At 67.1% G+C, this 26,704-nt stretch carries 21 protein-coding genes and 1 rRNA gene; 17 read left to right on the top strand and 5 right to left on the bottom strand.

What is annotated here, in order from left to right; genetic code table 11:
* Positions 1-26: 26 nt before the first annotated feature.
* The 8 genes from ACX93N_RS06985 to ACX93N_RS06950 all read left to right on the top strand — a co-directional run bounded on the left by ACX93N_RS06985 (position 27) and on the right by ACX93N_RS06950 (position 9,237).
* Positions 27-4,769 (top strand): PilC/PilY family type IV pilus protein, encoded by a 4,743-nt coding sequence (locus ACX93N_RS06985; RefSeq protein WP_459427684.1) that lies wholly within the window; start codon positions 27-29, stop codon positions 4,767-4,769.
* A 2-nt stretch (positions 4,770-4,771) separates the two neighbouring features.
* Positions 4,772-5,236 (top strand): type IV pilin protein, encoded by a 465-nt coding sequence (locus ACX93N_RS06980; protein WP_459427683.1) that lies wholly within the window; start codon positions 4,772-4,774, stop codon positions 5,234-5,236.
* Between the two features lie 17 nt (positions 5,237-5,253).
* Positions 5,254-5,592, top strand: a complete 339-nt coding sequence (locus ACX93N_RS06975) for a hypothetical protein (protein ID WP_459427682.1) — start codon at positions 5,254-5,256, stop codon at positions 5,590-5,592.
* Between the two features lie 121 nt (positions 5,593-5,713).
* Complete coding sequence (locus ACX93N_RS06970) at positions 5,714-6,235, top strand: GspH/FimT family pseudopilin (protein WP_459427681.1); 522 nt, start codon at positions 5,714-5,716, stop codon at positions 6,233-6,235.
* Positions 6,226-6,669, top strand: a complete 444-nt coding sequence (locus ACX93N_RS06965; RefSeq protein WP_459427680.1) for a hypothetical protein — start codon at positions 6,226-6,228, stop codon at positions 6,667-6,669. Before ACX93N_RS06970 ends, ACX93N_RS06965 begins: the two co-directional genes overlap by 10 nt.
* Positions 6,670-6,692: 23 nt before the next feature.
* Positions 6,693-7,625, top strand: a complete 933-nt coding sequence (locus ACX93N_RS06960; protein WP_459427679.1) for a hypothetical protein — start codon at positions 6,693-6,695, stop codon at positions 7,623-7,625.
* A complete protein-coding gene (locus ACX93N_RS06955; RefSeq protein ID WP_459427678.1) occupies positions 7,622-8,119 on the top strand; it encodes a hypothetical protein in 498 nt (165 codons plus the stop codon). Before ACX93N_RS06960 ends, ACX93N_RS06955 begins: the two co-directional genes overlap by 4 nt.
* Positions 8,120-8,310: 191 nt before the next feature.
* Entirely contained in the window at positions 8,311-9,237 is a 927-nt protein-coding gene (locus ACX93N_RS06950) for a hypothetical protein (protein ID WP_459427677.1), read from the top strand.
* 8 nt (positions 9,238-9,245) lie between these two features.
* Here the strand turns inward: ACX93N_RS06950 and ACX93N_RS06945 are convergent, their stop codons facing one another.
* Together ACX93N_RS06945 and ACX93N_RS06940 are read right to left on the bottom strand one after the other, a co-directional pair.
* Positions 9,246-10,610 (bottom strand): sigma-54-dependent transcriptional regulator, encoded by a 1,365-nt coding sequence (locus ACX93N_RS06945; RefSeq protein ID WP_459427676.1) that lies wholly within the window; start codon positions 10,608-10,610, stop codon positions 9,246-9,248.
* 39 nt (positions 10,611-10,649) lie between these two features.
* Positions 10,650-12,278 carry a sensor histidine kinase gene (locus ACX93N_RS06940; protein WP_459427675.1) on the bottom strand — a complete coding sequence of 543 codons (1,629 nt, stop codon included), beginning with the start codon at positions 12,276-12,278 and terminating at the stop codon, positions 10,650-10,652.
* A 125-nt stretch (positions 12,279-12,403) separates the two neighbouring features.
* Here ACX93N_RS06940 and ACX93N_RS06935 point away from each other — a divergent pair, with 125 nt between their 5' ends.
* A complete protein-coding gene (locus ACX93N_RS06935; protein ID WP_459427674.1) occupies positions 12,404-14,035 on the top strand; it encodes an NAD+ synthase in 1,632 nt (543 codons plus the stop codon).
* Positions 14,036-14,041: 6 nt separating this feature from the next.
* Here the strand turns inward: ACX93N_RS06935 and ACX93N_RS06930 are convergent, their stop codons facing one another.
* Entirely contained in the window at positions 14,042-14,953 is a 912-nt protein-coding gene (locus ACX93N_RS06930; protein WP_459427673.1) for an outer membrane protein assembly factor BamD, read from the bottom strand.
* A 95-nt stretch (positions 14,954-15,048) separates the two neighbouring features.
* On the opposite strand from ACX93N_RS06930, the gene rluD reads away from it, so the two are divergent.
* The 3 genes from rluD (at position 15,049) to clpB (ending at position 19,468) form a co-directional block, all read left to right on the top strand.
* A complete protein-coding gene (rluD, locus tag ACX93N_RS06925) occupies positions 15,049-16,038 on the top strand; it encodes a 23S rRNA pseudouridine(1911/1915/1917) synthase RluD (RefSeq protein ID WP_459427672.1) in 990 nt (329 codons plus the stop codon).
* Positions 16,028-16,768, top strand: a complete 741-nt coding sequence (gene pgeF / locus ACX93N_RS06920) for a peptidoglycan editing factor PgeF (protein WP_459427671.1) — start codon at positions 16,028-16,030, stop codon at positions 16,766-16,768. The genes rluD and pgeF overlap by 11 nt, the downstream gene beginning before the upstream one ends.
* A 105-nt stretch (positions 16,769-16,873) precedes the next feature.
* Positions 16,874-19,468: an ATP-dependent chaperone ClpB gene (gene clpB, locus ACX93N_RS06915; RefSeq protein WP_459427670.1), complete on the top strand. Its 2,595-nt coding sequence runs from the start codon at positions 16,874-16,876 to the stop codon at positions 19,466-19,468.
* Between the two features lie 36 nt (positions 19,469-19,504).
* Here clpB and ACX93N_RS06910 read toward each other — a convergent pair whose 3' ends face one another.
* Positions 19,505-19,981 carry a DUF4124 domain-containing protein gene (locus ACX93N_RS06910; protein WP_459427669.1) on the bottom strand — a complete coding sequence of 159 codons (477 nt, stop codon included), beginning with the start codon at positions 19,979-19,981 and terminating at the stop codon, positions 19,505-19,507.
* 487 nt (positions 19,982-20,468) lie between these two features.
* Here ACX93N_RS06910 and ACX93N_RS06905 point away from each other — a divergent pair, with 487 nt between their 5' ends.
* Entirely contained in the window at positions 20,469-22,217 is a 1,749-nt protein-coding gene (locus tag ACX93N_RS06905) for an acetolactate synthase 3 large subunit (RefSeq protein ID WP_459427747.1), read from the top strand.
* 1 nt (position 22,218) lies between these two features.
* Positions 22,219-22,710, top strand: coding sequence for an acetolactate synthase small subunit (gene ilvN / locus ACX93N_RS06900; RefSeq protein ID WP_459427668.1), 492 nt, complete (start codon positions 22,219-22,221; stop codon positions 22,708-22,710).
* Positions 22,711-22,839: 129 nt separating this feature from the next.
* Here the strand turns inward: ilvN and ilvC are convergent, their stop codons facing one another.
* Entirely contained in the window at positions 22,840-24,312 is a 1,473-nt protein-coding gene (gene ilvC, locus ACX93N_RS06895; protein WP_459427667.1) for a ketol-acid reductoisomerase, read from the bottom strand.
* A gap of 96 nt (positions 24,313-24,408) precedes the next feature.
* Between ilvC and ilvY the strand changes: the two genes are divergently transcribed.
* The 3 genes from ilvY to ACX93N_RS06880 all read left to right on the top strand — a co-directional run.
* Positions 24,409-25,320, top strand: coding sequence for an HTH-type transcriptional activator IlvY (gene ilvY / locus ACX93N_RS06890; protein ID WP_459427666.1), 912 nt, complete (start codon positions 24,409-24,411; stop codon positions 25,318-25,320).
* Between the two features lie 34 nt (positions 25,321-25,354).
* A complete protein-coding gene (pssA, locus tag ACX93N_RS06885; RefSeq protein ID WP_459427665.1) occupies positions 25,355-26,230 on the top strand; it encodes a CDP-diacylglycerol--serine O-phosphatidyltransferase in 876 nt (291 codons plus the stop codon).
* A 362-nt stretch (positions 26,231-26,592) separates the two neighbouring features.
* Positions 26,593-26,704, top strand: a 16S ribosomal RNA gene (locus ACX93N_RS06880); the annotation flags it as partial.

The raw sequence follows: 26,704 nt of genomic DNA, 5'->3' as shown, positions 1-26,704 counted from the left end.
GACAGACCTACCCGGAGGACGGGACCATGAACAAGCGAGCCCTCAGGACCTTTCCGCTGGCATTCCTTTCCGGCTTTCTCTGCATGGCGCCGGTCTGGTCCGACGATACGGAGATCTTCTTCGGTGACGTGCAGAATCCCGATTCCCTGCCGAATGTGCTGTTCGTCATCGATACCTCCGGTTCCATGGGCTGGGACGCGGCGGGCAGTGACAAGAACCGTCTCGACAACGTCAAGGATGCCATGTACACGCTCCTGGACGAGCTGAACAACGTCAATATCGGGCTGATGCGCTTTACCAACCCCGGCGGCCCCGTGCTCTACCCGGTGAAGTACATCGATGATGACCTGAACGCCGGACAGATCGTGAACATCGAGGCGGGCATCGACGCGGACAGCGATGACGCGCAGGAAGCGGCCTCCACGGGCCAGGTGACGACCGACGGTACGGTGCTCGGGCTGGTGTCGCTAGCTGTCGGCGGTCAGGTCGAGACCATCGAGAACCTCCTCAATTCCGATGGTGACGATGCCGTCGAGTGGCTGGATCAGAGCGGCCGGGTGGAAAACGACTGGCTCGACCTCTATCTCGGCTACGGCAACGACGCGGTCAGCGGTGTGCGTTTCACCGGCGTGGATGTTCCCCCCGGCGCGACGATTACCAACGCCTACATCCGCTTTACCGCGTACACGCCCGACGACAACCGTTTCCGTCAACCCGTCACCGTGAACATCGTCGGTGAGAAGGATGACAGCGGATACTTCAACGAGAGTGACGCCTACAACATCTCGGAGCGGGACTACACTGTCGCGGCGGTGGAGTGGAGCATTGATGAACTGTCGACCGGTGAGCAGGTGGATACGCCGAACATCGCCGGCATCGTCCAGGAAATCGTCGATAACGCGGCCTGGGACTCGCCCAACGAGGAAAACGACATGGTGTTCATCCTCGGGCCCAGCGCGAACCACAGCGGCGACGGCCGCCGCCGCTTCGACAGCCGGGACTACTCGACCTTCCGCGCCGCCCGGCTTTACCTGGAGTACTACACCGGCCCGGCCCCGAGTGCCGACCTCTCGAAGGTCGGCCTGCGCTTCAGCGACGTGCGCGTTCCGCGCGGAGCCACCGTGACGGGGGCGCAGCTGACCTTCACCGCCGAGCGCGATACGGAGTCGAGCTACGATCTCGAAATCGCCGCCGAGGACGACGGGTCGCCGCAGACCTTCAGCGGCAGCAGCAACGACATCAGCGGACGCACGCTCACCAGTGCCCGTGTCGGCTGGTCCGGCTACGCGGACCTCAATGCGCGGGAAGCCTTTGCATCCCCGGATATCACCAGCGTAGTGCAGGAGGTGGTCAGCCGCGGCGACTGGTGCGGGGGCAACGAGATGGCTTTCGTGATTTCCGGCACCGCCGGTGACATCCCGGTGTTTTCCCGCGAAGGGGACGTGTCCGCCTCGGCCCGGCTCACGGTGAGCTACGAGTACGACTCGATCCCCGCTGGCTCTTCCTGCCTGGTGGCGTCGCAGACGCGCTCCATCGCGCGCTCCGGTGACGACGCGGAGGAGCGCACCAGCGACAACGATGTGTTCACGACCAGCGACAACCTGGATATGCAAACGGACCGCGTGATCGGCCTCCGCTTCGACGACATTGATGTTCCGAGGGGCGCGCAGGTGCAGCGCGCCTACCTCGATTTCACCGCGCGCCTCGATGACAGCGGCGACGCGGACTGGCGGATCTACGCTGAAAACACCGATGACGCCGCGAGCTACAGCAACTCCAGCGGCAATATCACCGGCCGCAGCTATCTTGGCACCACGGTGGACTGGGCCGTCGACGAGGACTGGAACAACGACACGGTCTACCAGTCACCGGATATCAGCTCGCTGATCCAGTCCGTCACCTCGCGCGGCGGCTGGCAGGCGGGAAACAGCCTTGCACTCATGGTCGAGCACCGCAGCGGCCCGGACCGCGATATCAAGAGTTACGAGGACAGTCCGGCGGAGGCGCCGAGGCTGGTCATCGAGTACCAGAGCGACGGCAGTGGCCGCAGCACGCGGCGGGTCCGCGAGGTGATCCGGGACCTGGTGGCAGATCTCAACGCCAACGGCAACACGCCGATCCAGGACACCATGTACGAGGCAGCGCTCTACTATACGGGGCGCAACGTTCTCTACGGCCGCGACCGCGGCTATGGCCCCTACAACTACGCCCGGATTTCCGCGGCCGAGTCGATGGAGCCCGGCACCTTCAGCATCTACCGCCCGAGCGGCTGCAGCGTTGAGAACCTCGACGACTGGGACTGCCGCTACGAGGAGATCCGTGATCTCGGCGGAGTCCAGCCACGCTACGTGAGCCCCATCAACAACCTCTGCCAGGAGCAGAGTCATATCATCCTGCTGACGGACGGTGAGGCGAACTCGGCCATTTCTTCCGACGAGATCAGCGACTTCATCGGCGGCTCCTGCGACAACAGCGGCCTCAGCAGCGGCGAGTACTGCGTCAAGGACCTCGTGCGCTACATGAACGAGAACGACATGGCGCCGGAACTCGAGGGTACGCAGCGCATCACCACCCATACCATCGGTTTCAACTTCAGCAGCCAGTGGCTGGAGGACGTCGCGACCGAAGGCGGCGGTATCTTCACCACCGCCAACAACGCTGACGAGCTGGTGTCCGAGATCCGCAACATCATCGGCGAGGTGCTGAAGACCGATACCACCTTCGTGGCCCCGGTAGCCGCGGTGAACGAGTTCAACCAGCTCAGCCACCTGAGCCAGGTCTACTTTGCCGTATTCCGGCCTGAAGAGACCCCGCGCTGGCCCGGTAACCTGAAGAAGTACCGCATCGGCGACCAGGCCGGCACCATCGTCGATGCCAACGACAACCTGGCCATCGATCCGGACACCGGCTTCTTCTTCGAGTCGGCGCGTAGCTTCTGGAGCCCGACGGCAGATGGCACCAAGGTCGACAAGGGCGGCGCCGCCTCGCAGCTGCCGCTTCCCGCCTCGCGCAGCGTCTATACCTACCACGCGAACTCGACGTCGCGGGTCCTCTCTGACGGCGCCAATGCCGTGGACAAGAACAATTCGGCGCTGACCAAGGCGATGTTCGACGCGTCCTCTCTCTCGGACGCCGAGTTTGACGACCTGCTCGACTGGCTGCGCGGGCGGGACGTCGACGATGAGGACGAGGACGGCAACACGAGCGAGGGGCGCTACGTCTATGGTGACCCGCTCCACTCCCGGCCCATTGCCATCACCTACGGCGGCGACGAGGAGAACCCGGACGTGGAGATCTTCTTCGGCACCAACGCCGGCATGATCCACGCGGTCAATGCGCAGACCGGGGCCGAGACCTTCGCCTTCGTCCCCGAGGACCTGCTGCCGATGCAGCAGGATCTGCGCGCCAACAGCGCCACCACCCGGCATCTCTACGGGGTTGACGGAACGCTCACGCGCTGGACCAACGACGAGGACCGGGACGGCATCGATCCCACTGACGCAGACGACTTTGTCCGCATCTTCGGCGGGATGCGTCGCGGTGGGCGCAACTACTATGCCCTCGACGTCACGGACCGCTCCGCGCCGGAGCTGCTCTGGACCATCAAGGGCGGCACGGTGGCAGCCAACGGGGGTGATTTCTCCGAACTTGGCCAGACCTGGTCGCGGCCCATTCGCACTGCGCTGGTGCTCAGCGGCGACACGGCTCCCCGCGATGTGCTGATCTTCAGCGGCGGCTACGACGAAGACCAGGACGACGCACGGACGCGCAGCGCCGACGATGTCGGCAGGGCCATGTACATCGTCGATGCCGTCAGCGGCGAGCTGCTATGGTCGGGTGGCGGTACGGGAACGAATACGCTCTATCCCGACTTCGGCGACATGAACTACTCCTTCCCCGCGACGCCGTCGGTCATCGATGTCAACCAGGACGGCCTCGCCGACGCGTTCTACATCGCCGACACCGGCGGCCAGCTATGGCGTTTTGACATCAACAATGGCGAGGCGCTCGATGACCTGGTCACCGGCGGTGTCATTGCGGATCTCGGGGTCGCCGGCGGCAGCAATGTGGAAAGCGAGAACCGGCGGTTCTACGCGTCGCCGAGCATCGCCCTGGTGCGCGGGCCGGAGGGCCCCGAACTGGCTATCGCCATCGGTTCGGGTTTCCGTGCCTCGCCGCTGTCGGTCATCGCCCAGAACCGGATGTACCTCGTGCGGCAGAAGTCGGTCTTCTCCGCGCCAGCGAGCTACCGCAAGCTCACTGCTGCCGATCTCTTCAATGCGACGAGCAATGTGCTCGCGGATTCCTCGGACGCCGGCTACGAGGCGGCGCGCACGGAACTCAACGAGGCGGAGGGGTGGTATTTCGACCTGGAAAACGCTGGCGAGAAGGTGCTCTCCTCGCCGCTGATCGCCAATGAGCGGGTCATCTTCACGACCTATACGCCGCAGGGCGCGGAAGTGTGGTGCCGGCCGGCGGCGGGCCAGTCGAGGACCTATGTCGTCGACCTCGAGGACGCGGTCCGCCAGCCGCCGCAGCCGCTGATGACGCCGTCCATTGTGGACCAGGCGACCGTGATCGTGCCGCCGCCACCGGCACCGCCGGACCCGAATGACCCGCCGGATCCGAACGAGCCGCCGGACCCGAACGAGCCGCCGAACCCCTGTCCGCAGGGCAACAACATCGTCATCAAGCTCAACACGGAGGACGGGCCGATCGACAACTGGTGCAACAACTCCACGACCACCTACTGGCTCAAGGAGCGATGACCATGGAGCAACGGAGAGCGTCGACGGCCGGTTTCACGCTGATCGAGTTGATGATCGTCGTATCGATTGTTGCCATCCTGGCCGCGGTGGCGCTGCCGAGCTACCAGGGCTACCTGGTGCGTGCGACCCGCTCGGACGCGCAGTCGGCACTGCTCGGCTTCGCGCAGGCGATGGAACGCTTCTACAACCGTAACTACAGCTTCGCTGGCGCCGCGGCCGGCGGCGGCACCACCGGAAGCCCCGCCGCGGATGTCTTTCCATCGACAGCACCGGTCGATGGTGATCCTTTCTACAACCTCACGATCGAGGCCGCGGATGCTACCAGCTATCGCCTCCGGGCGACGCCGATTGCGGGCAGCCGCCAGGCCGGGGATGGATTTCTGGAACTGGATTCCCTCGGTCGCCGGTCCTGGGACCGTGACGATGACGGTGCCATCGGCGCCGCCGAATCCACCTGGGAGCGCTGAGCGCCAGGAGCAAGCCCATGAAGCATCTTTTCATCCTGCTGTCATGCCTCATCCTTTCCGCAGGAGCTGCCCTGGCACAGGACCGGGGCCGGGCCGGGCGTGAGGTCCCCGTCATCGATGCCATGCCCGGCGGTGCCGGCAGTCATCCGGTCGAGTTGTCCGCTGTACCGCCGGAAGTACTGAGCAGTGCACGACAGGCTGTCGCGGGTGTCGTCGTCACGAAGGCCGAGTGGTTCAACGGGGACGATGGGCGGGTCTACAACCTGACCGGCGGTCGTTTCCAGCGGAGCTACACCATCTGGGTGCGGAGCGATGGCAAGCTACTGCACGTGCAGTCCGATGATCGCGGTGACTAAGGGTTGCCGTCGGCGGTAGTCCCGTCCCGTCGGCTGCATTCTGTCAAAGACGCTCACCCGCTGGGCGAACCGATTGTCCCTGCGCTAGCCTTTTCCCCGTCACGGATGAGGAGTGGGAGGCATGCGCGGATTCACAATGGTCGACCTTCTTCTCGTGGCCTGCCTCGCCGGGCTTTTCCTGTCGCTGGGACTCCCTGCCCTGCGTACCATCCAGGGCAATATCGCCACCACCGTCGAGCAGCATCGCCTGCTATCCCTGTTGCGCACTGCCAGAACGGCCGCGTCGGCCGGCCGTCGGCAGACCGTGCTGTGTCCGCTGGCTTCCGGGGCCGGCGACCCGGCCTGTGGTGCGGCGAGCGGCGAGGGGTGGCTGCTTTTTACCGATGGCGACCGTGATCTTTCGTTTCGCTCTGATGATGACGACCTGCTGCGCGTCGAACGCCTGGCGCGACGGGGCGAACTGCATGTTCTCGACGGGCGCGGAAGGATTTTTGCCGGTGCCATAGCCTATCGCCCCGATGGTTCCGTCAGAACGCCGGCCACGCTGACACTGTGCTCCGGTGGGGGAACCCGGACGCTGCACGTCGTGGTCAGCATGACCGGGCGCGTGCGTACCGCACGGGAGGAACAGCCGTGTGCCTGAAGGGTCTCGGGCGCGTAGGCCGGGGGGTTGCCCTCCTCGAGGTGCTCGTCGCGCTGCTGGTATTCTCCATCGCCGGCCTTGGCGGTCTCCGGGCCCAGCTCGGTGCTCTCGCCGCAACCCGCGATACGCTGGCCCAGGCGCGGGCCGGCCGCCTGGTGCTGGATATCGCGCAACGTCACGGTGCCGCTGAGCTCGCCGGCATCGCCCCTGCGTCGCTGCCGCTGGCCGCCATCGACAGGACAGTCCCCGCTGCCTTCCATGCCCTGGAGGCCGCGGGCGGCGGTCCAGCATGGCGAGCGCCGGCGTCCAGGTTGTGCCTCGCGAGAACGGGGTCAACGCTCGCGCTCTCCATCGCCTGGCGGGCATCGGAGCTGTCCGGGGGGGTGTCCTGTGCCGATGGCGGGCAGCGGGTCACCGCGTGGGTGGTGCCGTGACTGGCTCCGCAAGGGTGGGTGGCATGACCCTGGTAGCCTTTGTCGTGGCCCTCGGGCTCGGCGCACTGCTGCTGCTCCTGGCGACCGAGCTTGTGCTCACCGCGCGTCGCTCGCTGCTCTGGCAGACGGCGGTCACCCGGCTCGAGCGGGCCGGTGATCGCGGGTTGGATCTGCTTGCCAGCGAGCTTGCCATGGCGGGCTTTCGCGCCGGTGTGGAGACCGCCATACCCCCGCCCGGCGCACCGGGCTGCGGCGTGAGCGACGGCTGGGCGCTGGCGCTGCGGCCGTCGCTGGCTTTTGCGGATCGAGGCACGCGGGAGCGGTTGCAACTGACGGATGGCACGACGCCGGACTGCCTTCCGGCGCGCTACCTGCAGGCCGGGTCGGATTTACTGGCCCTGAGGCGAGCCGCGACGCTGCCAACCGGTCCGGGCGGCCGTGAGCCACGCGGGACGCAGTGGTACCTGGCAGCCGATGACGTCGGCCGGGGCGAGTACCTGTATCTGGGGGCTTCCCCGGCGCCGGGCGACCTGCCTGACGACGGCAGGGAAGTCCGCGAATGGCACAACGCGATCTTCTACGTGCGCGACTACTCGGTCTTTCCCGGCGATGATGTGCCCACGCTCTGCGTTGAGCGCCTTCTTGGCGCAGGCATGCGCTCCGAATGTCTCGTGGAAGGGGTTGAGCGGCTGCACGTCGTGTTTCACGTTGACCGGGATCGCGACGGCCGCAGCGACGATGCCGTCGCGGGGCCGTCAGCGGTGGAGCTGCTGTCTGCGACTCGGGCTACCGTCTACCTGCAAGTGCGCACGCTGACGCCCCTGGGGCTGCCGCAGCAGGCCAGAGTGCTTCAGCTCGGCAGTGAGCGCGTGGCGATTCCCGCAGATGACCCTTTCCTGCACCGCGTCTACCTGCGCACCGTGCGGCTTCGCAATGTCCATGGCGGTGCGGCGTGAACGCCGCGAAGTCACAGCAATCGGTGGCCGGTGTCGTGCTGCCGACGGTGCTCGTGCTCAGTCTCGCCGTCGCTCTCATGGTCGGCGCAGCGCTCCGGGAGAGCGCGCTGGAGGCACGCGGCGCGGCCTGGCGCTGGGAGGCGATCCGTGCACGGAACTTTGCCGAAACAGCGCTGGAGCTCCTCCTGAGACGCACGGAGGAACGCTGGCACGCGGGCAGTGAGCACTGCCCGGTGGACCAGTACTGTGCGTCCGATTTTCCCTCGCTCTCCGCCTTCCTCGAGGAAGCGCCGGCGCACTGGGTCGTTTCGGTTTCGCTGGCGCCACCCTCGGTCCGCCCGCGCCCGCGGGAGGAAATCTCCGGGGCATCGAGCGCCCGCGTGTACCGGCGGCAGCGCATCGAGGCGCGCGTGCGCATCGACGGACCGGCCCCCGTCGCCCTTGCGGCGGGCCTTGTGCTGCCAGCTGTTGCGATGGAAAGGACGGCGCCATGACGGGTGCTCGGGCCGCGGTCCCGGCAGCGTGCGCTCTGCTCGCTGTACTGCTGCTTGTTCCTGTCGGCGCGCAGGCTCAGGGGGGTGCCGGGGCCGCCTGTCCGTCCCGGGGCGCGCTGTTGCCGGGTGCCGCGGGGCTGCCCGCGTACCCGCCGTTCGAGGTGGCCCCGTCGGCGAGGCCGGCAAGCGCTTTGCTGCTGATCGATCGGGCTCTCGTCGAGGCTTTCCTGTACCCGGCCCGGCCGGGGGATCATGCCGGGGACGGTCGCCTCATTGCCGCTGACGCACGCTCCGGCGCGGTACTCTGGGACTCGCGCAGCGCCCGCGCTGCGCTGCTGCCGGCGGCGCTCGAGCACGCGCCGGCAATGCTCGAGGACGCGCAGGGCCGGGCCTACCGGGCGTACTTCGGTGACAGCGCCGGTACCCTCTGGCGCCTGGATCTGCCCCCGGGGCCGACGGAGGCTTGGCGGCTCTCCCGCCTTGCCGACCTCGAGGCGCTGGCGAGTGTTTCCGGCCGGGTGTCGTTCCCGGTCGCCCCCGAGCTTTTCCGGGCCGTGGACGGCACGGGCCGGCCCTTCGATGGGCTGCTTCTCCCGGCGCTGGTCGAGGAGGGTGCGGGGTCCCGGATCGATCTGCTCCTGGTGCGGGACTACGCCCTTGACCCCGATGCACCGCTAGTTACCGTTGTGGCAGCCGACCTCGACGCCGCGCGAGACTGTGAGACGGCTGGCTGTCCGCCAGACGCCGGACCCGGCTGGTACCTCGCCGATGCGGCGCCCGGTGATGCGCTGGCGGTCGCACCGCTGATCGATGGCGGTCGGGTCTTCCTCGCCACCCACACCAGGCTGTCCCGCGCTTGCGACAGTGCCAGTGCAGAGCGCTTCGTGGTGGTTGTCGACCTGGAGACTGCGACACCGATGCTCGAAGGGACCAGCGGTGACGCGCTGTCGCTCGGCCGCCAGGCACTGGAGGGGCCATACCCGGTGGACGGAGCGATTCGTGTCCCGGGGCTGGCGGAGGCGCTGGCCGCGCAGGGTGTGGGGGAGCGCTTCCTGGCGGCAAAGGGTCTTGCGACAAGGCGGTACTACTGGCTCGATCTGCTCCTGGACAGCGATTGAACCTGGCGCTACTGCTGGTCGAGGCCGAGCTTCTTGAGACGGTAGCGCAGGCTGCGAAAGGAGATACCGAGCGCGCCGGCGGCCTCCGTGCGGTTCCAGTGGTGGCGCTCCAGCGCGACGGCGAGGACCTCGCGCTCAATGTCCTCCAGGTAGCCGGTAAGGTCGCCACCGACCGCGTCGAGGCGGTCCCGGTCGTCGCGGCGGCGATTGTACGTTTCGCCGCCGGGAATTGCCGGGGTCTGGCCGATGCGCAGGTCGCTCGCATCGATGCTGTCGCCCTCGGCAAGGGCGAGCGCCCGTTCCAGGATGTTCTCCAGTTCACGCACGTTCCCGGGGAAACTGTGCGCGCCGAGCGCTGCGATGGCGTCGTCCGTCAGCGCCGGTGCCGACAGTCCGCTGTGCTCCGCGATCCGTGCAAGGAGCGCGCGGGCCAGCAGCGGCAGGTCGCCCCTGCGCTGGCGCAGCGACGGTACGTAGAGGTCGATGACGTTGATGCGGAAGTACAGGTCCTCGCGGAAGCGGCCCGCACCGACTTCGTTGGCGAGTTGCTTGTGGGTGGCGCTCAGGAGGCGGATGTCCGTGGGTTCCTCCTCGCTACCGCCCACGGGCCGGATGGCTTTCTCCTGGATCGCGCGCAGCAGCTTGACCTGCATGTGCAGGGGCAGGTCCGCCACTTCATCGAGAAACAGCGTGCCACCCCGGGCCAGCGCGAATAAACCCTGCTTGTCGCGCGTGGCGCCCGTGAAGGCGCCCTTCACGTGGCCGAAGAACTCGCTCTCCATGAGTTCCGCGGGAATGGCGCCGCAGTTCACCGCGACGAAGGGGCCGCCGGCGCGCGGCCCGCGGGCGTGGATCTGGCGCGCCACCACTTCCTTGCCGGTGCCGGACTCGCCGTGAATGTGCACGGGCGCCTGGCTGCGCGCAACCTTGTCCACCTGCTGGCGAAGGCTGCGGATGGCCGGCGTGTCCCCGATGATGCCGCCCTCGTCCCCGCTTTCCTCCTCCGGCGGTGCCTGCAGTGCCTGCTCCACGAGGCGACGCAGTCCATCGAGATCCACCGGCTTGCTGATGAAATCGAACGCGCCCGCCTTCAGGGCCTCGATGGCCGCATCGATACTGCCGTGGGCGGTGATCATGGCGACCGGGAGCCGCGGGAAGGCCTGCTGGATGTGGCGGACCAGATCGATACCGTTGCCGTCGGGCAGGCGCATGTCGGTGAGGCACAGCTGCGGCGGGTCGCCGGCCAGGAGGTGCCGGGCCTCGGCGAGGCTGGCCGCGCTGGTGGTGCGAAGGCCCATGCGCGACAGTGTGATTTCCAGCAGTTCCCGGATGTCCGGTTCGTCGTCGACGATGAGGACGTTCTGTTCAGTCATGGCATCTTGTCCAGCTATTGTGCTCCGCGCCTGCACGGGTCAGGCGGTGGCGGCCTGTCGCGCCATGGCGATGCGAAAACAGGTTTCGCCGGTTTCCTTGGGATGATAAACCAGGTTGGCGTTATTCAGCTCGCAGAGCTCCCGGCACAGGTACAGGCCCATGCCGCTGCCGCTCTTGCTGCGGCTGAAGAAGGGCTCGAAGAGCCGGGCGACGTCTTCCGGAGCCACCCCCTCGCCGGCGTCGAGCACATCGAGGAGAACCTGCGTGCCCGTGGCGTCCGCATGGGCGTGAAGGCGACACTCGCGGCGGCCGGTCTTCTCCGCGCCGTGGCGCAAGGCATTGTCGATGAGGTTGTTGAGCACGCGCTCCAGGTTCTCCGGATCGAACTCCACCCGCAGCCCCGGCGCGGCATCCAGCATGATGCGTGGGGCAGGCTCGCAGGCCGATCGGTAGCGACCCAGGTAGCCGGGCAGCCAGTCCGCGAGCGTGAGGAGCTCGGGGCGGGGTGGCTCCCGCCGGGAGATCTGCAGCACGCTTTCTACGATCTCGTTCACACGCTGGCTGTTGGTGGTGATGATATCGAGGAGCCGTCGATCACCGGCATCGGCCTGCGGCGATTCATCGAGGAGCTGGGCGGCATGGCTGATGGCCCCGAGCGGGTTGCGGATTTCATGGGCGATGGACGCCGTCAGCCTCCCGAGGGAGCCGAGCTTCAGCGACTGGGCGTGCTGGGCCACCGGGCTGTAGTCCTCGAGGAACACCAGGGTCTGCGGTTCCCGTTCGCCATTGTCGAGGCGGCGGAAGCGCGGCACCAGCTCCACGCCTTCCGGGTGGATGCGGAAGGGGCCGTGGGCCTGGATACCCGTGGCGCGAAAGCCGCGCAGCCGGCGGCAAAGCTCCGCGCTGTATTCCGCGAGCTCCCGGCCCTGCTCCATGGCGGCGGGCCGGTCCGGCATCAGCATGGCGGAGGCGGCCTGGTTCATGACCCGCACGCGCTCTTCCGGGTCCACCAGGAGGATTCCCGCCTGCATCGACTGCACGATCTGTTCGTTCAGGCGCTGCAGGGTGTAGAGGTCCGACGTGCGGGCCTGGGCGAGGGCCTCGGCGCGGCCGAGGCGTGCGGCGATGATCTGTACCAGCGTGGATACCGCGAAGAGGAGCAGCCCCAGGAGGCCCGCCGGGAAGAGGTCGGCAATAGCCAGGTGCCCGAGGGAAATCAGCCGGATCGTGTCCGAGAGCACCGCGAGCACCGCCAGGGCCGCGACGAGGGTCGCCAGCGTGCGGTTGCTGATCAGTACCGCACTGGCGGCCGTCGCAATGGCCAGCAGCAGCGGCAAGCCGCTGCCCATGCCGCCGCTGGCATCGGCGAGCGTGATGATTGCCATGATATCGAACGCGAAGAGCAGCACCAGGAAGGTGTTGCTGCGCTGCCACTGGCGACTCACGGTGAGCAGTAGAAGGATGCACGAGCCGAGGAAGACAAGCGCCATGGCGAGGTACTGCAGCGGGTTCAGCGCTCCCACGAGCTGGCTTGTCGTGGGGATGACCAGCAGGAGCAGGAAGACCACGGCGAGCAGCGCCCGGTATGCCAGGTAGATGCGGTACAGCACCCGGTTCTGCGGCGGGGGATTCGGGCTGGGCCTGACGAGGATCGAGGGGCTGCTCACGGTCGCATCCAGGGTCGCGTTTGCGCCGCCAGTGTAGCAGCAGCGCCTGCCGTGCGGCGGACTGGCCAGCGGCGCCGCTTTTCCGGAGAATACCGGCCCTCCAGCCCCAGCTCCGCGGTTGACCCATGGCGACACTCGACATTCTGATGGCCCAGCTCAACACCCGCGTCGGTGATTTCGAGGGCAATGCGGACCGGGTGCTCGCCGTGGCCCGGCGTGCCGTTGCCGAAAAGCCCGCGCCGCTTATCGTATTCCCGGAACTGACGCTCTCCGGCTACCCGCCCGAAGACCTGCTGCTGCGTCCCAGCCTGGAGGGCCGGGTGCAGCGCGCCCTGGACCGTCTGCGCCGCGAACTGCCGGCCGAGGCCGTGGTCGTGCTCGGCTATCCACGGCGCGTGGACGGCCGCCTCTATAACATGGCCGGCGTTCTCCGCGGCGGCGAACTGGTTGCCGAATACGCCAAGCGCTGCCTGCCGAACTACCAGGTCTTCGACGAGAAGCGCTATTTCGCCAGCGGCGACGCGGCGTGCGTGGTGGACATCGCCGGCGTACCCGTTGCGCTGTCTGTGTGTGAGGACATCTGGGAGGAAGCCCCGATCCTTGACAGCGCTGCCGCCGGTGCGAGGTTGCTCCTCAACCTGAATGCCTCGCCGTTTCACCGCGGCAAGCAGCGCGAACGCTTCGAGGTCGTGGGCGCCCGGGCGCGCACCGCGGGCATCCCGGTGGTCTACGTGAACCAGGTGGGCGGCCAGGACGAGCTGGTTTTCGATGGCGGTTCCTTCGCGGTGGCGGCCATGGGCGAGGTGACGGCCAGTGCGCCAAGTTTCCGCGAGGCGGAGTGCTGGGTCTCCGCTGCGGTTGACGGGGCGGGCCATGTGAACCTCGAGGGCCCAGAGGTCACGCCCCTCGATGACCTGCCGGCGACCTGGGAGGCGCTGGTGCTCGGCGTGCGCGACTACGTGGAGAAGAACGGCTTTCCGCGCGTGGTGCTGGGGCTTTCCGGCGGTGTCGATTCGGCGCTGACCCTGGCGGTCGCGGTGGAGGCCCTGGGCCCGGACCGGGTCGAAGCGGTGATGATGCCCTTTCGCTACACCTCTAGCATGAGCGTCGAGGATGCGGCGGAGCAGAGCCGGCTCCTCGGCGTGCGCCACTCGGTCATCTCCATCGAGGGCGCCTACAACGCCTTCATGGAGGCGCTGGCCCCGCATTTCGAGGGCCTTGCAGCGGACACCACGGAAGAGAACCTGCAGGCGCGGTGTCGCGGCGTGCTCCTCATGTCCCTGTCCAACAAGAGCGGTGCCCTGGTGCTCACCACCGGCAACAAGAGCGAACTCGCCGTCGGCTACTCGACGCTCTACGGCGACATGGCCGGCGGCTTCGATGTGCTCAAGGATGTTCCCAAGACGCTGGTCTATGCCCTTTGCCGCTATCGCAACAGTCTCGGCCCGTGCATCCCCGAGCGGGTGATCGACCGGCCCCCGTCGGCGGAGCTGGCGCCGGACCAGCGCGACGAGGACAGTCTGCCGCCGTACCCGGTGCTCGATGACATCCTGGAGCGTTACGTGGAACGGGACGAGAGTGCGGAGACGATCATCGCCGCAGGCCTTCCCCGGGACCAGGTGGAGCGGGTGCTGAAGCTGGTGGACCGCAACGAGTACAAGCGCCGCCAGGCGCCGATCGGCGTGCGCATCACCCGCCGGGGCTTCGGCCGCGACCGGCGCTACCCGATCACCTCGGCGTGGCTGCCGGGCGATTGACCGGGCTCAGCCCGGCCGCGGATGGTAGTTGAACTGCGGCGGCTGGGGTGGATCGAAGAGCCCGAAGGACAGCTTGTTGATCCAGGAGCGCTGTTGCCCCTCCAGGGTGTAGCTGGTTTTGAATTCCCCGTCCCGGTCGAGCGCCGGGTGCTCCGGGTAGTTGAGGCGAAGCACTTCGATGGCATCCCGGGCGAGGTCGTCCATGCCCAGGTAGATGTAGCCCTGGGCCATCACCGCAAGCCCGTCCGGCACCGCCGGCGTGCGCTGGAAGTTCTCCACTACGTAGCGGCCGCGGTTGGCGGCGGCCAGGTAGGCGCCGCGACGGATGTAATAGTTGGCGACGTTGATCTCGTGCCGCGCGAGCAGGTTGCGCAGGTGGACCATACGCGCCTTGGCGTCCGCGGCGTAGGGGCTGTCCGGATAGCGTGAGAGCAGCTGTGCGAACTCGGCGAAGGCCTCCTTGGCCCGGGACACGTCGCGCTTGGTCTCATCCATGGGGATGAAGCGCGAGAGGAAGTCCCGCTCCGAGTTGATCGCAGCCAGGCCCTTCAGGTAATACGCGTAGTCGACGTTCGGGTGTTGTGGGTGTAGGCGGATGAAGCGGTCTGCGGCTTCCACGGCGGCCTCGTACTCGTAGGCGCCGTAATGGGCGTAGATGATCTCGAGCTGGGCCTGTTCCGCGTATTTGCCAAAAGGATAGCGCGATTCGAGCGCCTGCAGGCTGCGCACCGCCAGGTCATAGTTGCGGTTGTTCAGGTAGCGCTGGGCCTGGTCATAGATCTGCTGCTCGCCGCTGTCGGCGGCGATGTCCGGCATGTCGTCGTTGCCGGAGCAGGCGATCAGCAGGGCCGCCAGGCACAGGGCCGCGGCGCCGCGCAGGGCGCGGGCGATAGCGGAAGTGTGGCGGGGGCGGCTCACGGCTGCGTGGTACCATGCTGCATGCGGGCCGCTATTTAAGCATAGACGCTGCACCGCTTAAACACCGGAAACCAGCGCAAACCAGCGGAAGAGACATGCCGGAACGCATCGAGTTGTCGGCGACAGTGGGAGAGAGCGAGGCGGGAGAGCGCCTCGACCAGGCCGCAGCGCGCCTGTTTCCCGACTACTCCCGGGCCCGGCTCCAGGGCTGGATCAAGGCCGGGGAGCTTCTTGTGGGGGGGGAGCAGCGCCGCCCCCGGGACCGGGTCGCCGCGGGCGATATGCTGACCGTGGCCGCCGAGCAGGGCGAGGAGGTCAGCTGGGCCCCGCAGGCCATCGCCCTCGCTATCATTTACGAGGACGAGCACATCATCGTGATCGACAAGCCGGCGGGGCTGGTCGTGCACCCGGCCGCCGGCCACGGTGACGGGACCCTCGTCAACGCGCTCCTGGCCCACGCACCGGTCATGGCCTCGCTGCCCCGCGGCGGCATCGTCCACCGGCTCGACAAGGACACGTCCGGGCTGCTCGTGGCCGCCAAGACGCTGCCGGCGCACCGCTCCCTGGTGGAGCAGCTCCAGGCCCGCACCGTCGGCCGGGAGTACCTCGCCCTCTGTCTCGGCGCCCTGACCGGCGGTGGCACCGTTGATGCGCCGATCGGCCGCCACCCGCGGCAGCGCAAGAAGATGGCGGTGGTGCCTCACGGCGGCAAGGCAGCGGTGACTCACTACCGCATCGCGGAGCGCTTCCGCCACTATACGCTGCTGCGGGTCAAGCTGGAGACCGGCCGCACGCACCAGATTCGCGTCCATCTCGCCCACCGTCACCATCCCCTCGTTGGTGACCCGGTCTATGGCGGGCGCCTGCGCCTGCCCGCGGGGGCCAGCGATGGCCTCATCGAGGCGCTCCGCGCTTTCCGCCGTCAGGCCCTGCATGCCCGCGCCCTTGAGCTCCTGCATCCGGCAACGGGCCAGCCCATGGCCTTCGAGTGCGCGCTCGCCGGGGATTTCGCCCGCCTGCTGGCGGTGCTGCGCAGCGAGGACCCGGCGGGAAACGCGGGAAGGGGCGCTGGCCATGGCCCTTGAACGGCCGGCCTGGCCGCTGCCCGGTGGCGCGACCGCCCTGACCAGTACCCGTGATGGCGGCGCCAGCGTCGCCCCCTACGCTGGCTTCAACCTGGCACTGCATGTGGGGGATGACCCGGCCGCGGTCGCTCGCAACCGCGCGCGCCTGGCCGCCGCGCTGCCGCCCGGGACGTCGGTGCGCTGGCTGCACCAGGTGCACGGGACCCGGGTGGTCGATGATGGCGATGACGCTGCCGCGCCCGCGGATGCCGCCGTCAGCCGCCGGCCCGGTGTCGCCTGTGCCGTTCTCACGGCGGACTGCCTCCCGGTGCTGCTCTGCAGCGCGAATGCCGGAGTCGTCGCTGCGGCCCATGCCGGCTGGCGCGGTCTGGCGGATGGCGTTCTCGAGGCGACGATCGACGCCATGGCGGTCGACCCCGGGGAACTCAGCGCCTGGCTCGGCCCGGCCATCGGCCCCCGGGCCTTCGAGGTCGGCCCGGAAGTGCGCGAGGCCTTCGCGGCGGAGTGGCCCGGGGACCCGGCGGCGCTGGACGAGGCCTTCCGCCCCGGCCGCGAGGACCGGCTCCATGGCGACCTGCACACGCTCGCGGGCGCGCGCCTGGCGGCGGCCGGCGTTACGGCGTGCTACCGGGACCCGCGCTGCACGGCGAGTGACGCGGGCCGCTTCTACTCCTGGCGCCGCGACGGTGAAACCGGTCGCATGGTTTCCTTGATTCTCATCAATCCCTGAAGCTGTCGCGCCGCTCCCGTCATTGAAAAAGGTCATTTCTGGCCCAATAGTCTTCCTGACGAATTGATTGTCGACCGCGATAGCGGCGGCAGGGGAGACAACGCTATGCGAATGGACAAGCTCACCAACCAGCTGCAGAACGCGCTGGCCGATGCGCAGTCCCTGGCCCTGGGCCGGGACAACAATTTCATCGAGCCGCTGCACCTGCTCGCCGCCCTGCTGGACCAGCAGGGCGGCTCCACGCGGCCGCTGCTGCAGAAGGCCGGCGCCGACGTGCCCCGCCTCAAGGAAGCGGTGCAGGCGGGCCTCGATGCGCTGCCCAGGGTGTCCGGGAGCGGCGGGGACATCCACATCTCCAACAGCCTCGGGCGCATCCTCAACCTTACGGACAAGCTGGCCCAGCAGGGTGGCGACGCCTACATCTCGACGGAGCTGGCGCTGCGGGCGATGCTGGAGAGCGATAGCGACGCGGGCAGGATGCTCCAGGACGCGGGGGTCAGCAAAGCCGCCCTGGAGCAGGCCATCGCCGCGGTGCGCGGGGGCCAGAGCGTCGATGACCCGGAGGCCGAAGAGTCGCGGCAGGCGCTGGAAAAATACACCATCGATCTCACTGAACGCGCCCGGGAAGGCAAGCTCGATCCGGTCATCGGCCGCGATGACGAGATCCGTCGGACCATCCAGGTGCTGCAGCGCCGCACCAAGAACAACCCGGTCCTGATCGGCGAGCCCGGCGTGGGCAAGACCGCCATCGTCGAGGGCCTGGCCCAGCGCGTGGTCAACGGCGAGGTACCCGAGGGCCTGCGCGACAAGCGCATTCTCTCGCTCGACCTGGGTGCGCTGCTTGCCGGCGCCAAGTTCCGCGGCGACTTCGAGGAGCGCCTCAAGGCCGTGCTCAACGAGCTGTCGAAGGAGGAGGGCCGCGTTGTCCTGTTCATCGACGAGCTGCATACCATGGTGGGCGCCGGCAAGGCCGAGGGTTCCATGGACGCGGGCAACATGCTGAAGCCGGCCCTCGCCCGGGGCGAGCTGCACTGCGTGGGCGCCACGACGCTGAACGAGTACCGCCAGTACGTGGAGAAGGACGCGGCGCTTGAGCGGCGCTTCCAGAAGGTGCTGGTGGATGAGCCCAGCGAAGAAGACACCATCGCCATTCTCCGTGGCCTCAAGGAACGCTACGAGGTACACCACGGGGTCGATATCACCGATGGCGCCATCATCGCCGCAGCCAAGCTGTCGCAGCGCTACATCACCGACCGGCAGCTGCCCGACAAGGCCATCGACCTCGTGGACGAGGCCGCCAGCCGCATCCGCATGGAGATCGATTCCAAGCCGGAGGCCATGGACCGCCTCGAGCGTCGGCTGATCCAGCTCAAGATCGAGCGCGAGGCCGTGAAAAAGGACGACGACCCGGGCGCCGTCAAGCAGCTGGAGCTGCTGAACGAGCAGATCGACAAGGTCGAGAAGGAGTACGCGGACCTCGAGGAGGTATGGAAAGCCGAGAAGGCCTCACTGCAGGGCGCCGCGCAGATCAAGGGCGAAATCGAGCAGGCCAAGATCGAGCTCGAGGCCGCTCGCCGTGCGGGTGACCTCGGGCGCATGTCCGAGTTGCAGTATGGAAAGCTGCCGGAACTCGAGAAGCAGCTGGCGGCGGCCCAGGAAGCCGAGACCGTGGAGCGCACGCTGCTGCGCAACAAGGTGACCGACGAGGAGGTGGCCGAGGTCGTCTCGCGCTGGACGGGTATCCCCGTGGCCAAGATGCTCGAGGGCGACCGCGACAAGCTCCTGCGCATGGAGTCCGCCCTGCACGACCGGGTGGTCGGCCAGGACGAGGCCGTGACGGCCGTTTCCAATGCCGTGCGCCGTTCCCGTGCCGGCCTGGCCGATCCGAATCGTCCGAACGGCTCCTTCCTGTTTCTCGGTCCCACCGGCGTGGGCAAGACCGAGCTCTGCAAGGCATTGGCGGAGTTTCTCTTCGACAGCGAGCAGGCCATGGTGCGTATCGACATGTCGGAGTTCATGGAGAAGCACTCCGTGGCCCGCATGATCGGCGCGCCCCCCGGCTACGTGGGTTACGAGGAGGGCGGTTACCTCACCGAGGCGGTACGCCGCCGGCCCTACTCGCTGCTGCTGCTCGACGAGGTCGAGAAGGCCCACCCCGATGTTTTCAACATCCTCCTGCAGGTGCTCGAGGACGGGCGTCTCACGGACGGCCAGGGCCGCACCGTGGATTTCCGCAACACGGTGATCGTCATGACGTCCAACCTGGGTTCGGACCTGATCCAGGAAATGGCCGGGGAGGAGAACTACGGCCGCATGAAGGCGGCGGTCATGGACGTGGTGGGTCACCATTTCCGCCCGGAGTTCATCAACCGGATAGACGAGACGGTCGTCTTCCACCCGCTGCAGCAGTCGCAGATCCGCGGCATCGCCGAGATCCAGCTGGCTCACCTGCGGGCCCGGCTGGCGGAGCGGGAGCTGTCACTGCAGCTGTCCGAGGCGTTCCTCGACAAGCTGGTCGCCGCCGGCTTCGACCCGGTCTACGGGGCCCGGCCCCTGAAGCGGGCCATCCAGCAGGAGCTTGAGAACCCCCTGTCGCAGCGCATCCTCGCCGGGGATTATGCGCCCGGGGACGGGATCAGGGTGGATTACTCGGAGCAGGAGGGTGTGAGTTTCTCCCGGGCCGCCGCGGGTGCCGCGTGAACGCCCGCCGTCGGGGGGCGGGCCGTGCAAAGGGGCCTATTCGCAGTACACGCGAATGGCGTCCCGGGCCTGCTCCCGCTGGCGTTCCTTGTCCTCCTCGGTGAGGTAGTAGTATTCCCCGTTCTCATCCTTGGTGCGGATTCTTGCGAAGGTCTCCAGCGCCTTGAGGTTTTCGCGGGCGGTCGCGCACTTCTCGGGGTCCTTCTCCGGCAGGTCAACACGGGTCATTGGGTCGGCGTCATCGCTCCCGGCTCCGGCGGGAGCGTCCGTCTCTTTACTCGACCGGGGGGGCGTTGAATCAGCGGGACGTCGAAAGGCGCGGGACATGGCGTTGGCGCCCATGCGAACGGTCTCGTACTCCACGGCGCTGTCCTCGGGCGGCCGGTCCGAGACGACAAGGTTGCCTCGATCATCCTTCCAGCGGTAAAGCGTATCGGCGGCCAGCGCAGCGGTCGCGATAACGGCCAGGACCACGGAAAGTAGTGCTGCGCGGAACGGTGTGCTGACGTTCATGTGAAGCTCCGCCGTCGGGATGCAGAGCCATGAACATAACCCAGCCCCCCGGGTGGCGCAACGCGCTGATGCGGCCGCTCGGCAGCGTGGACTTTTTGTGGTTGACAGCCTTTTCTCCGGCACCCAGACTCAACGCCGTCGTGCTGGTGGTAACGGCTAGCGACGGGTACCCCCGTCCTCTGGCCCACTGCATCAACGGTCCCGGTTGATCCAGCTGCCCGCATGTCCCGTTAGACGGTGCCGCCGCATGGGTCGGCGCCGTGGGTCCGACACTGCGCTACCCCGCAGGGCGACACGCACGGGTTCTCGTGATTGTCATTCCCCCTCTGGCGAGTAGGCGCTGTTGTTGCGCCCGGCGGGAGTGGCACTCAGCTGCCGGCGTCTTGCCGGCGTCTGTTCAGCCACACGCTTCAGGCATGCACCGGTCGGCGACGGGTACGCGCCGGCCCGAGGCTGAGCAGGAGTGAAAACCATGGACCAGAAGGCCGTGGAGTTGTTATCGGGCGGCGAAATGATCGCCCAGGCCCTCGAGGACGAGGGCGTCGAGTTTATCTTCGGGTACCCCGGCGGCGCTGTCCTGCATATTTACGACGCGCTGTTCAAGACCAACAAGACCCCCCATGTGCTGGTGCGCCACGAGCAGGCTGCCACGCATGCTGCCGATGGCTATGCCCGCGCCACCGGCAAGCCCGGGGTGGTGCTGGTGACCTCCGGGCCCGGCGCGACCAATGCCATCACCGGCGTCGCCACCGCCTACATGGATTCCATCCCGATGGTGGTGTTCTCCGGGCAGGTCGCCAGCCACCTGATCGGCGAGGACGCCTTCCAGGAAACCGACATGGTCGGCATCTCACGGCCGATCGTGAAGCACAGCTTCATGGTCAAGCACGCCCGGGATCTGCCCGGAATCATCAAGAAGGCCTTCACCCTGGCGACCACCGGCCGCCCGGGCCCGGTGGTAATCGACATTCCCAAGGACGTCACCCGCCCGGACGAGAAGTTCGAGTACAGCTATCCGGAGAGCGTCCGCATGCGCTCCTATCAGCCCTCGCAGAAGGGTCACACCGGGCAGATCCGCAAGGCGGCGAAGCTCCTGCTGTCGGCCAGGCGGCCCATGATCTACAGCGGCGGCGGTGTCATCCTCGGCGAGGGCAGCGAGGAACTCGTGGCCCTGGCGCGGCACCTGAACTACCCGGTCACCAACACCCTCATGGGCCTCGGTGCCTACCCGGGCACGGACCGGCAGTTCCTCGGCATGCTGGGCATGCACGGCTTCTACGAGGCCAACATGGCCATGCACAACGCGGATGTGATCCTCGCCGTCGGCGCGCGCTTCGATGACCGGGTAACCAACACGGTCAGCAAGTTCTGCCCCGGCGCCCGGATCATCCATATCGATATCGACCCGGCCTCCATCTCCAAGACGGTGAGCGCCCACATCCCCATCGTGGGGCCCGTCAAGGCCGTGCTTGCGGATCTGCTCGCGCAGGTGAAGAGCACCCAGGGCAAGGCGGAGGAGATGCTGCCGGACAGCGGTGCCCTCGAGCGCTGGTGGGCCCAGATCGAGGAGTGGCGCGGCAAGCACGGCCTGCTTACCGGTCGCCGCTATGGCGAGAGCGAGCACATCATGCCCCAGGACGTGATCCGCAGCCTCTACCGGGCGACGAACGGCGACGCCTACGTCACCTCCGATGTCGGCCAGCACCAGATGTTCGCGGCCCAGTATTATCCCTTCGACCAGCCGCGGCGGTGGATCAACTCCGGGGGGCTCGGGACCATGGGTTTCGGCCTGCCCGCAGCCATGGGTGTGAAGCTCGCCTTCCCGGAGGCGGAGGTCGCCTGCGTGACCGGCGAGGGCAGTATCCAGATGAACATCCAGGAGCTGTCAACCTGCCGCCAGTACAACACGCCGATCAAGGTCGTGAACCTGCGCAACAACTACCTCGGCATGGTCAAGCAGTGGCAGGACATGCAGTACGAGGGGCGCTACGCCATGAGTACCTACGAGGACTCGCTGCCGGACTTCATGAAGCTGGTGGAGTCCTACGGCCACGTCGGCATCACGGTCCGCGACAAGGACGAGCTCGATGCCGCCATGGACGAGGCCTTTGCGCTGCGCGACCGGCTGGTGTTCCTGGATGTCTACGTGGACCCCATGGAACACGTCTACCCCATGCACGTGGCGCCCAACGGTTCCATGAAGGACATGTGGCTGAGCAAGAACGAGAGGAGCTGACATGCGCCGTATCATTGCCATCCTGATGGAAAACGAACCGGGGGCCCTGTCGCGCGTGGTCGGCCTGTTCTCGCAGCGCGGCTACAACATCGAGACCTTGAATGTAGCGCCCACCGACGATCCGACGCTGTCCAGGCTGACGCTGACGACCATCGGCGACGACCGCCATATGGAGCAGATCACCAAGCACCTGAACCGGCTGGTCGACGTGGTGAAGATCGTGGATCTCACCGAGGGCGCGCACATCGAGCGTGATCTCATGCTGATCAAGGTGCGCGCCGCCGGCACGGACCGGGACGAGCTCAAGCGCACCGCTGATATCTTCCGCGGCCAGGTCGTGGACGTCAGCCCCGGGACCTACACGATCCAGCTGTCGGGCACCACGGAGAAGCTGGACGCTTTCGTGGCCGCCGTCGGCGATGCACAGATCCTGGAAGTGGTGCGTTCCGGGGTGGCGGGGATCGCCCGCGGGGAGAAGGTGCTCAGGCCCTGAGGAAGGACCTGGCACGGGCCTGGGTGAGAGTGCCGCCCCGGGGTTTGACCCAACGGTCCGCCCGGGAAGCGGTGTGGGCTGTCCCGGGCGGGGTTGGCAGGGGCGTGCCCTGCCAGCACATTCCCCCGGTCAGCGGATGCTTTTCATCGCGGTCATGTACCCGCGCAGCGTCTTGCCGACGATCTCCACCGGGTGCGAGCGGATGGCTTCGTTGACGGCGATCAGTTCGCGGTTGTCGACGCCGTTGTCGCCGCCCATGCCCGTGCCGATCGCGTCCGTCTCGACGTTGGCCATGAAGTCCGCGAGCAGCGGACGGCAGGCGTGGTCGAAGAGGTAGCAGCCGTACTCGGCGGTGTCGGAGATCACCACGTTCATCTCGTAGAGCTTCTTGCGCGCGATGAGGTTGGCGATCAGCGGCGTCTCGTGCAGGGACTCGTAGTAGGCTGACTCGTCGATGATGCCGGCGGAGGTCATGACCTCGAAGGCGAGTTCGACGCCGGCCTTGACCATGGCGACCATGAGGATGCCGTTGTCGTAGTACTCCTGCTCGGTGATTTCCGTCGCCGTGTTCGCCGTCTTTTCGAAGGCGGTGTCCCGGGTGGCGGCGCGCCATTCGTGCAGCTTGGCGTCGTCGTTGGCCCAGTCCTCCATCATGGTGGAAGAGAAAACACCGCTCATGATGTCGTCCTGGTGCTTCTCGTAGAGCGGACGCATGATGGTCTTCAGTTCCTCGGCGAGGTGGAAGGCGCGGAGCTTCGCCGGGTTCGACAGGCGGTCCATCATGTTGGTGATGCCGCCGTGCTTGAGCCCCTCGGTGATCGTCTCCCAGCCATACTGGACGAGCTTGGCCGCGTAGCCCGGGTCCACGCCTTTCTCCACCATGCGGTCGAAGCAGAGGATCGAGCCCGTCTGCAGCATGCCGCAGAGAATGGTTTGCTCGCCCATGAGGTCCGATTTCACCTCGGCGATGAAAGAGGATTCGAGCACGCCCGCGCGGTGGCCGCCGGTGCCGGCTGCGTAGGCCTTGGCCAGCGTCAGGCCCTCACCCTTCGGGTCGTTTTCCTTGTGCACGGCGATGAGCGTCGGTACGCCGAAACCGCGCTTGTACTCCTCCCGCACCTCGGTGCCCGGGCACTTCGGCGCGACCATGATCACGGTCAGGTCGTCGCGGATCTGCATGCCTTCCTCGACGATGTTGAAGCCGTGGGAGTAGGAGAGGCAGGCGCCTTCCTTCATGAGCGGCATGACGTCGGAAACCACGGCGCTGTGCTGCTTGTCCGGCGTGAGGTTCAGTACGAGGTCCGCCTGCGGGATCAGTTCCTCGTAGGTGCCCACGGTGAAGCCGTTGCCGGTGGCGTTCTTCCAGGACTGGCGCTGCTCCTCGATGGCGCTATTGCGCAGCGCGTAGGAGACGTCCAGGCCGCTGTCGCGCAGGTTGAGGCCCTGGTTGAGGCCCTGGGCGCCGCAGCCGACGATCACCAGTTTCCTGCCGCGCAGCGGCTCGACGCCGTCGGCGAATTCCTCGCGTGCCATGAAGCGGCACTTGCCGAGTTGCTGCAGCTGCTCGCGCAGCGGCAGGCTGTTGAAGTAGTTCTGTGCCATGAGAGTTCCTCCTGTAATGAAGGACGCAGGATACGCCGGTGCAATCATTGCGTAAAACGCTATCTTCGCGACGCTGTATTGCGTATAACGCAAAACATGGATGTCCGAAGCCAGCGCGTTTTCCTGTCGGTGTGCTCGACGCTCAATTTCACCCGGAGCGCTGACGCCCTGCACCTGTCCGTGTCGGCGGTGAGCCGCACGGTCCAGCGCCTGGAGGAGGAACTGGGCCGGCCTCTGCTGGAAAGGGATCAGCGCAGCATGCGCCTCACGGCTGCGGGGCGGGCGCTGCGCGATTATGCGCAGCGCTCCCTGGCCGACTGGCAGGCGCTTCGCCGGGAGCTGTCGAGCGAGAGCGAACTGACCGGGGCGGTGAGCCTGTTCTGCTCGGTCACCGCATCCTGGAGCATCCTCTCGCCGGTGCTCGAGCGCTTCCGCGATGCCTGTCCGGGTGTCGATCTCATGTTGCACACGGGTGACCAGGCGGATGGCATCGCCCGGGTCGGGGAGGGCCGCGACGACGTCGCCGTCACCCTGCGCCCGGAGCGCCTGCCACCGCGCCTCGATTTTCTCGCCCTGGCGCGAAGCCCGCTGTGCCTGTGCATCCCCGCGGCCGATTGCGCCGTACGCCGGCAACTGGCCGTGGAGGAGGCGCGCAGCGGCTCCGTGGACTGGGCCGCGGTCCCCTTCATCGTGCCTGAGCGCGGGGTGACCAAGGTGCTGATAGACCGCTGGTTTGCGGCGCAGGGGATCCGCCGCCCGCGCCTGTATGCACAGGTGGCCGGCCACGAGGCCATCGTCGCCATGGTGGCCCTGGGGCTGGGCGTGGGGTTTGCGCCGGAGATCGTCATGCAGAGCGGCGGGCTGGCGAAGGGCGTCGAGGCACTGCCGCTCAAGGAGCCACTGCCGGAGCTGCTCATCGGCCTGGTGGCCCTGGCTTCGCGTCTCGACAACCCGCCAGTGAAAGCCCTGCGCGATGTTGCCGCGCGCACTTACCCGGGCCCGATTTGATATCATCGGCTGCCCACGCGCTGGAGGACCAGCGATGAATGACTACAACCCGCAGCGGGAGGGCGCCGAGCCCACGCAACTGCCCGAGGACGACACCGCGGCTCAGACCCAGGCCAGCCGGGTCACCGTTGGCCTCGATATGCTCGTGGACGACCACGAGGAGGAGGTCTCCGAGAACGGGCGCACCGTAAAGCGCCGCGGGGTCTATCTCCTGCCCAACCTGTTCACGACCGGCGCGCTGTTCTGCGGCTTTTACGCTGTCGTCGCCGCGCTGCGCGGGGATTTCGAGAGTGCGCCCATCGCCATCTTTTTCGCCCTCGTCTTCGACGGTCTCGACGGCCGCATCGCGCGCCTCACCAACACGGCCAGCAAGTTCGGGGCCGAGTACGACAGCCTTGCCGACATGGTCTCCTTCGGGGTGGCGCCGGCGCTGGTGGTATTCAGCTGGGCCCTCGGCGACCTCGGCAAGCTGGGCTGGAGTGCCGCGTTCATCTACGTGGCCTGCGCCGCCCTGCGCCTTGCGCGTTTCAACACGCAGGTCGACAGTGCCGACAAGAACTTCTTCACCGGGCTCGCCAGCCCGGCGGCGGCCTGCATCATGGCGAGCACCGTCTGGGTCTGCCACGACCTAGGCTGGGTCGGCGATGCCCTTCCCGTGGAGGTGGCCGTCCTGGTCGCCCTGCTCACGGCAGTGATCGGCATGCTCATGGTGGCGAACTTTCCCTACTACAGCTTCAAGATGGTCGATCTCCACGGACGGGTGCCCTTCGTAGTCATCCTCCTGGTCGTGCTCGGCTTCAGCCTCGTGACGGTCGACCCGCCACGGGTTTTCCTGCTGGTTTTCCTGGCCTATGCGGCCTCCGGGCCGGTCATGCTGGTGCGCCGGCGACGTTCCGGCGTGGGTGCCTGACGGGCACCCGGAAACCCGCTGACATTTTTCTGAAAAATTTTTGTCAAAGCCCTTGCGGGGCATTAAAGCCTGCGTATAATGCGCGTCCTCGGTCAGGGGCACTGCCCACGACGAGACGCCCGGCCCGGCGCCGAGCGAGTTGCTTAACAGGCAGATGAAGACAGATGTGTGGGCACTTGTTGGATTGGTAGCTCACTCTCCGGGCTTGCCCGGGGAGCAAAGTTATCAGACACAAGTGACTCATCGATTCATTTATGAATCATTGATTCTGAGTGTCTGAGCCGAGATTTGTGAGTTGGCGCGGGTAACTGCGAAAGCTCACCCTCCTGCCCCGTTGAGAGATGGGGTGGAGGTTAAAGATTGAACTGAAGAGTTTGATCATGGCTCAGATTGAACGCTGGCGGCAGGCCTAACACATGCAAGTCGAGCGCGAAAGGTCTTCGGACTGAGTAGAGCGGCGGACGGGTGAGTAAC

This window comes from Pseudohaliea sp. (assembly GCF_054552115.1).
Note: the sequence above shows the minus strand (reverse complement) of the source record. Positions and strands in the feature narration are given on the sequence as shown.

Excerpts from the sequence above, each read along its gene's own strand:
- ACX93N_RS06985 (WP_459427684.1), top strand. The coding sequence starts at position 27 with ATGAACAAGCGAGCCCTCAGGACCTTTCCGCTGGCATTCCTTTCCGGC.
- ACX93N_RS06980 (WP_459427683.1), top strand. The coding sequence starts at position 4,772 with ATGGAGCAACGGAGAGCGTCGACGGCCGGTTTCACGCTGATCGAGTTG.
- ACX93N_RS06975 (WP_459427682.1), top strand. The coding sequence starts at position 5,254 with ATGAAGCATCTTTTCATCCTGCTGTCATGCCTCATCCTTTCCGCAGGA.
- ACX93N_RS06970 (WP_459427681.1), top strand. The coding sequence starts at position 5,714 with ATGCGCGGATTCACAATGGTCGACCTTCTTCTCGTGGCCTGCCTCGCC.
- ACX93N_RS06960 (WP_459427679.1), top strand. The coding sequence starts at position 6,693 with ATGACCCTGGTAGCCTTTGTCGTGGCCCTCGGGCTCGGCGCACTGCTG.
- ACX93N_RS06945 (WP_459427676.1), bottom strand. The coding sequence starts at position 10,610 with ATGACTGAACAGAACGTCCTCATCGTCGACGACGAACCGGACATCCGG.
- ACX93N_RS06935 (WP_459427674.1), top strand. The coding sequence starts at position 12,404 with ATGGCGACACTCGACATTCTGATGGCCCAGCTCAACACCCGCGTCGGT.
- rluD (WP_459427672.1), top strand. The coding sequence starts at position 15,049 with ATGCCGGAACGCATCGAGTTGTCGGCGACAGTGGGAGAGAGCGAGGCG.
- pgeF (WP_459427671.1), top strand. The coding sequence starts at position 16,028 with ATGGCCCTTGAACGGCCGGCCTGGCCGCTGCCCGGTGGCGCGACCGCC.
- clpB (WP_459427670.1), top strand. The coding sequence starts at position 16,874 with ATGCGAATGGACAAGCTCACCAACCAGCTGCAGAACGCGCTGGCCGAT.
- ACX93N_RS06910 (WP_459427669.1), bottom strand. The coding sequence starts at position 19,981 with ATGAACGTCAGCACACCGTTCCGCGCAGCACTACTTTCCGTGGTCCTG.
- ilvN (WP_459427668.1), top strand. The coding sequence starts at position 22,219 with ATGCGCCGTATCATTGCCATCCTGATGGAAAACGAACCGGGGGCCCTG.
- ilvC (WP_459427667.1), bottom strand. The coding sequence starts at position 24,312 with ATGGCACAGAACTACTTCAACAGCCTGCCGCTGCGCGAGCAGCTGCAG.
- ilvY (WP_459427666.1), top strand. The coding sequence starts at position 24,409 with ATGGATGTCCGAAGCCAGCGCGTTTTCCTGTCGGTGTGCTCGACGCTC.
- pssA (WP_459427665.1), top strand. The coding sequence starts at position 25,355 with ATGAATGACTACAACCCGCAGCGGGAGGGCGCCGAGCCCACGCAACTG.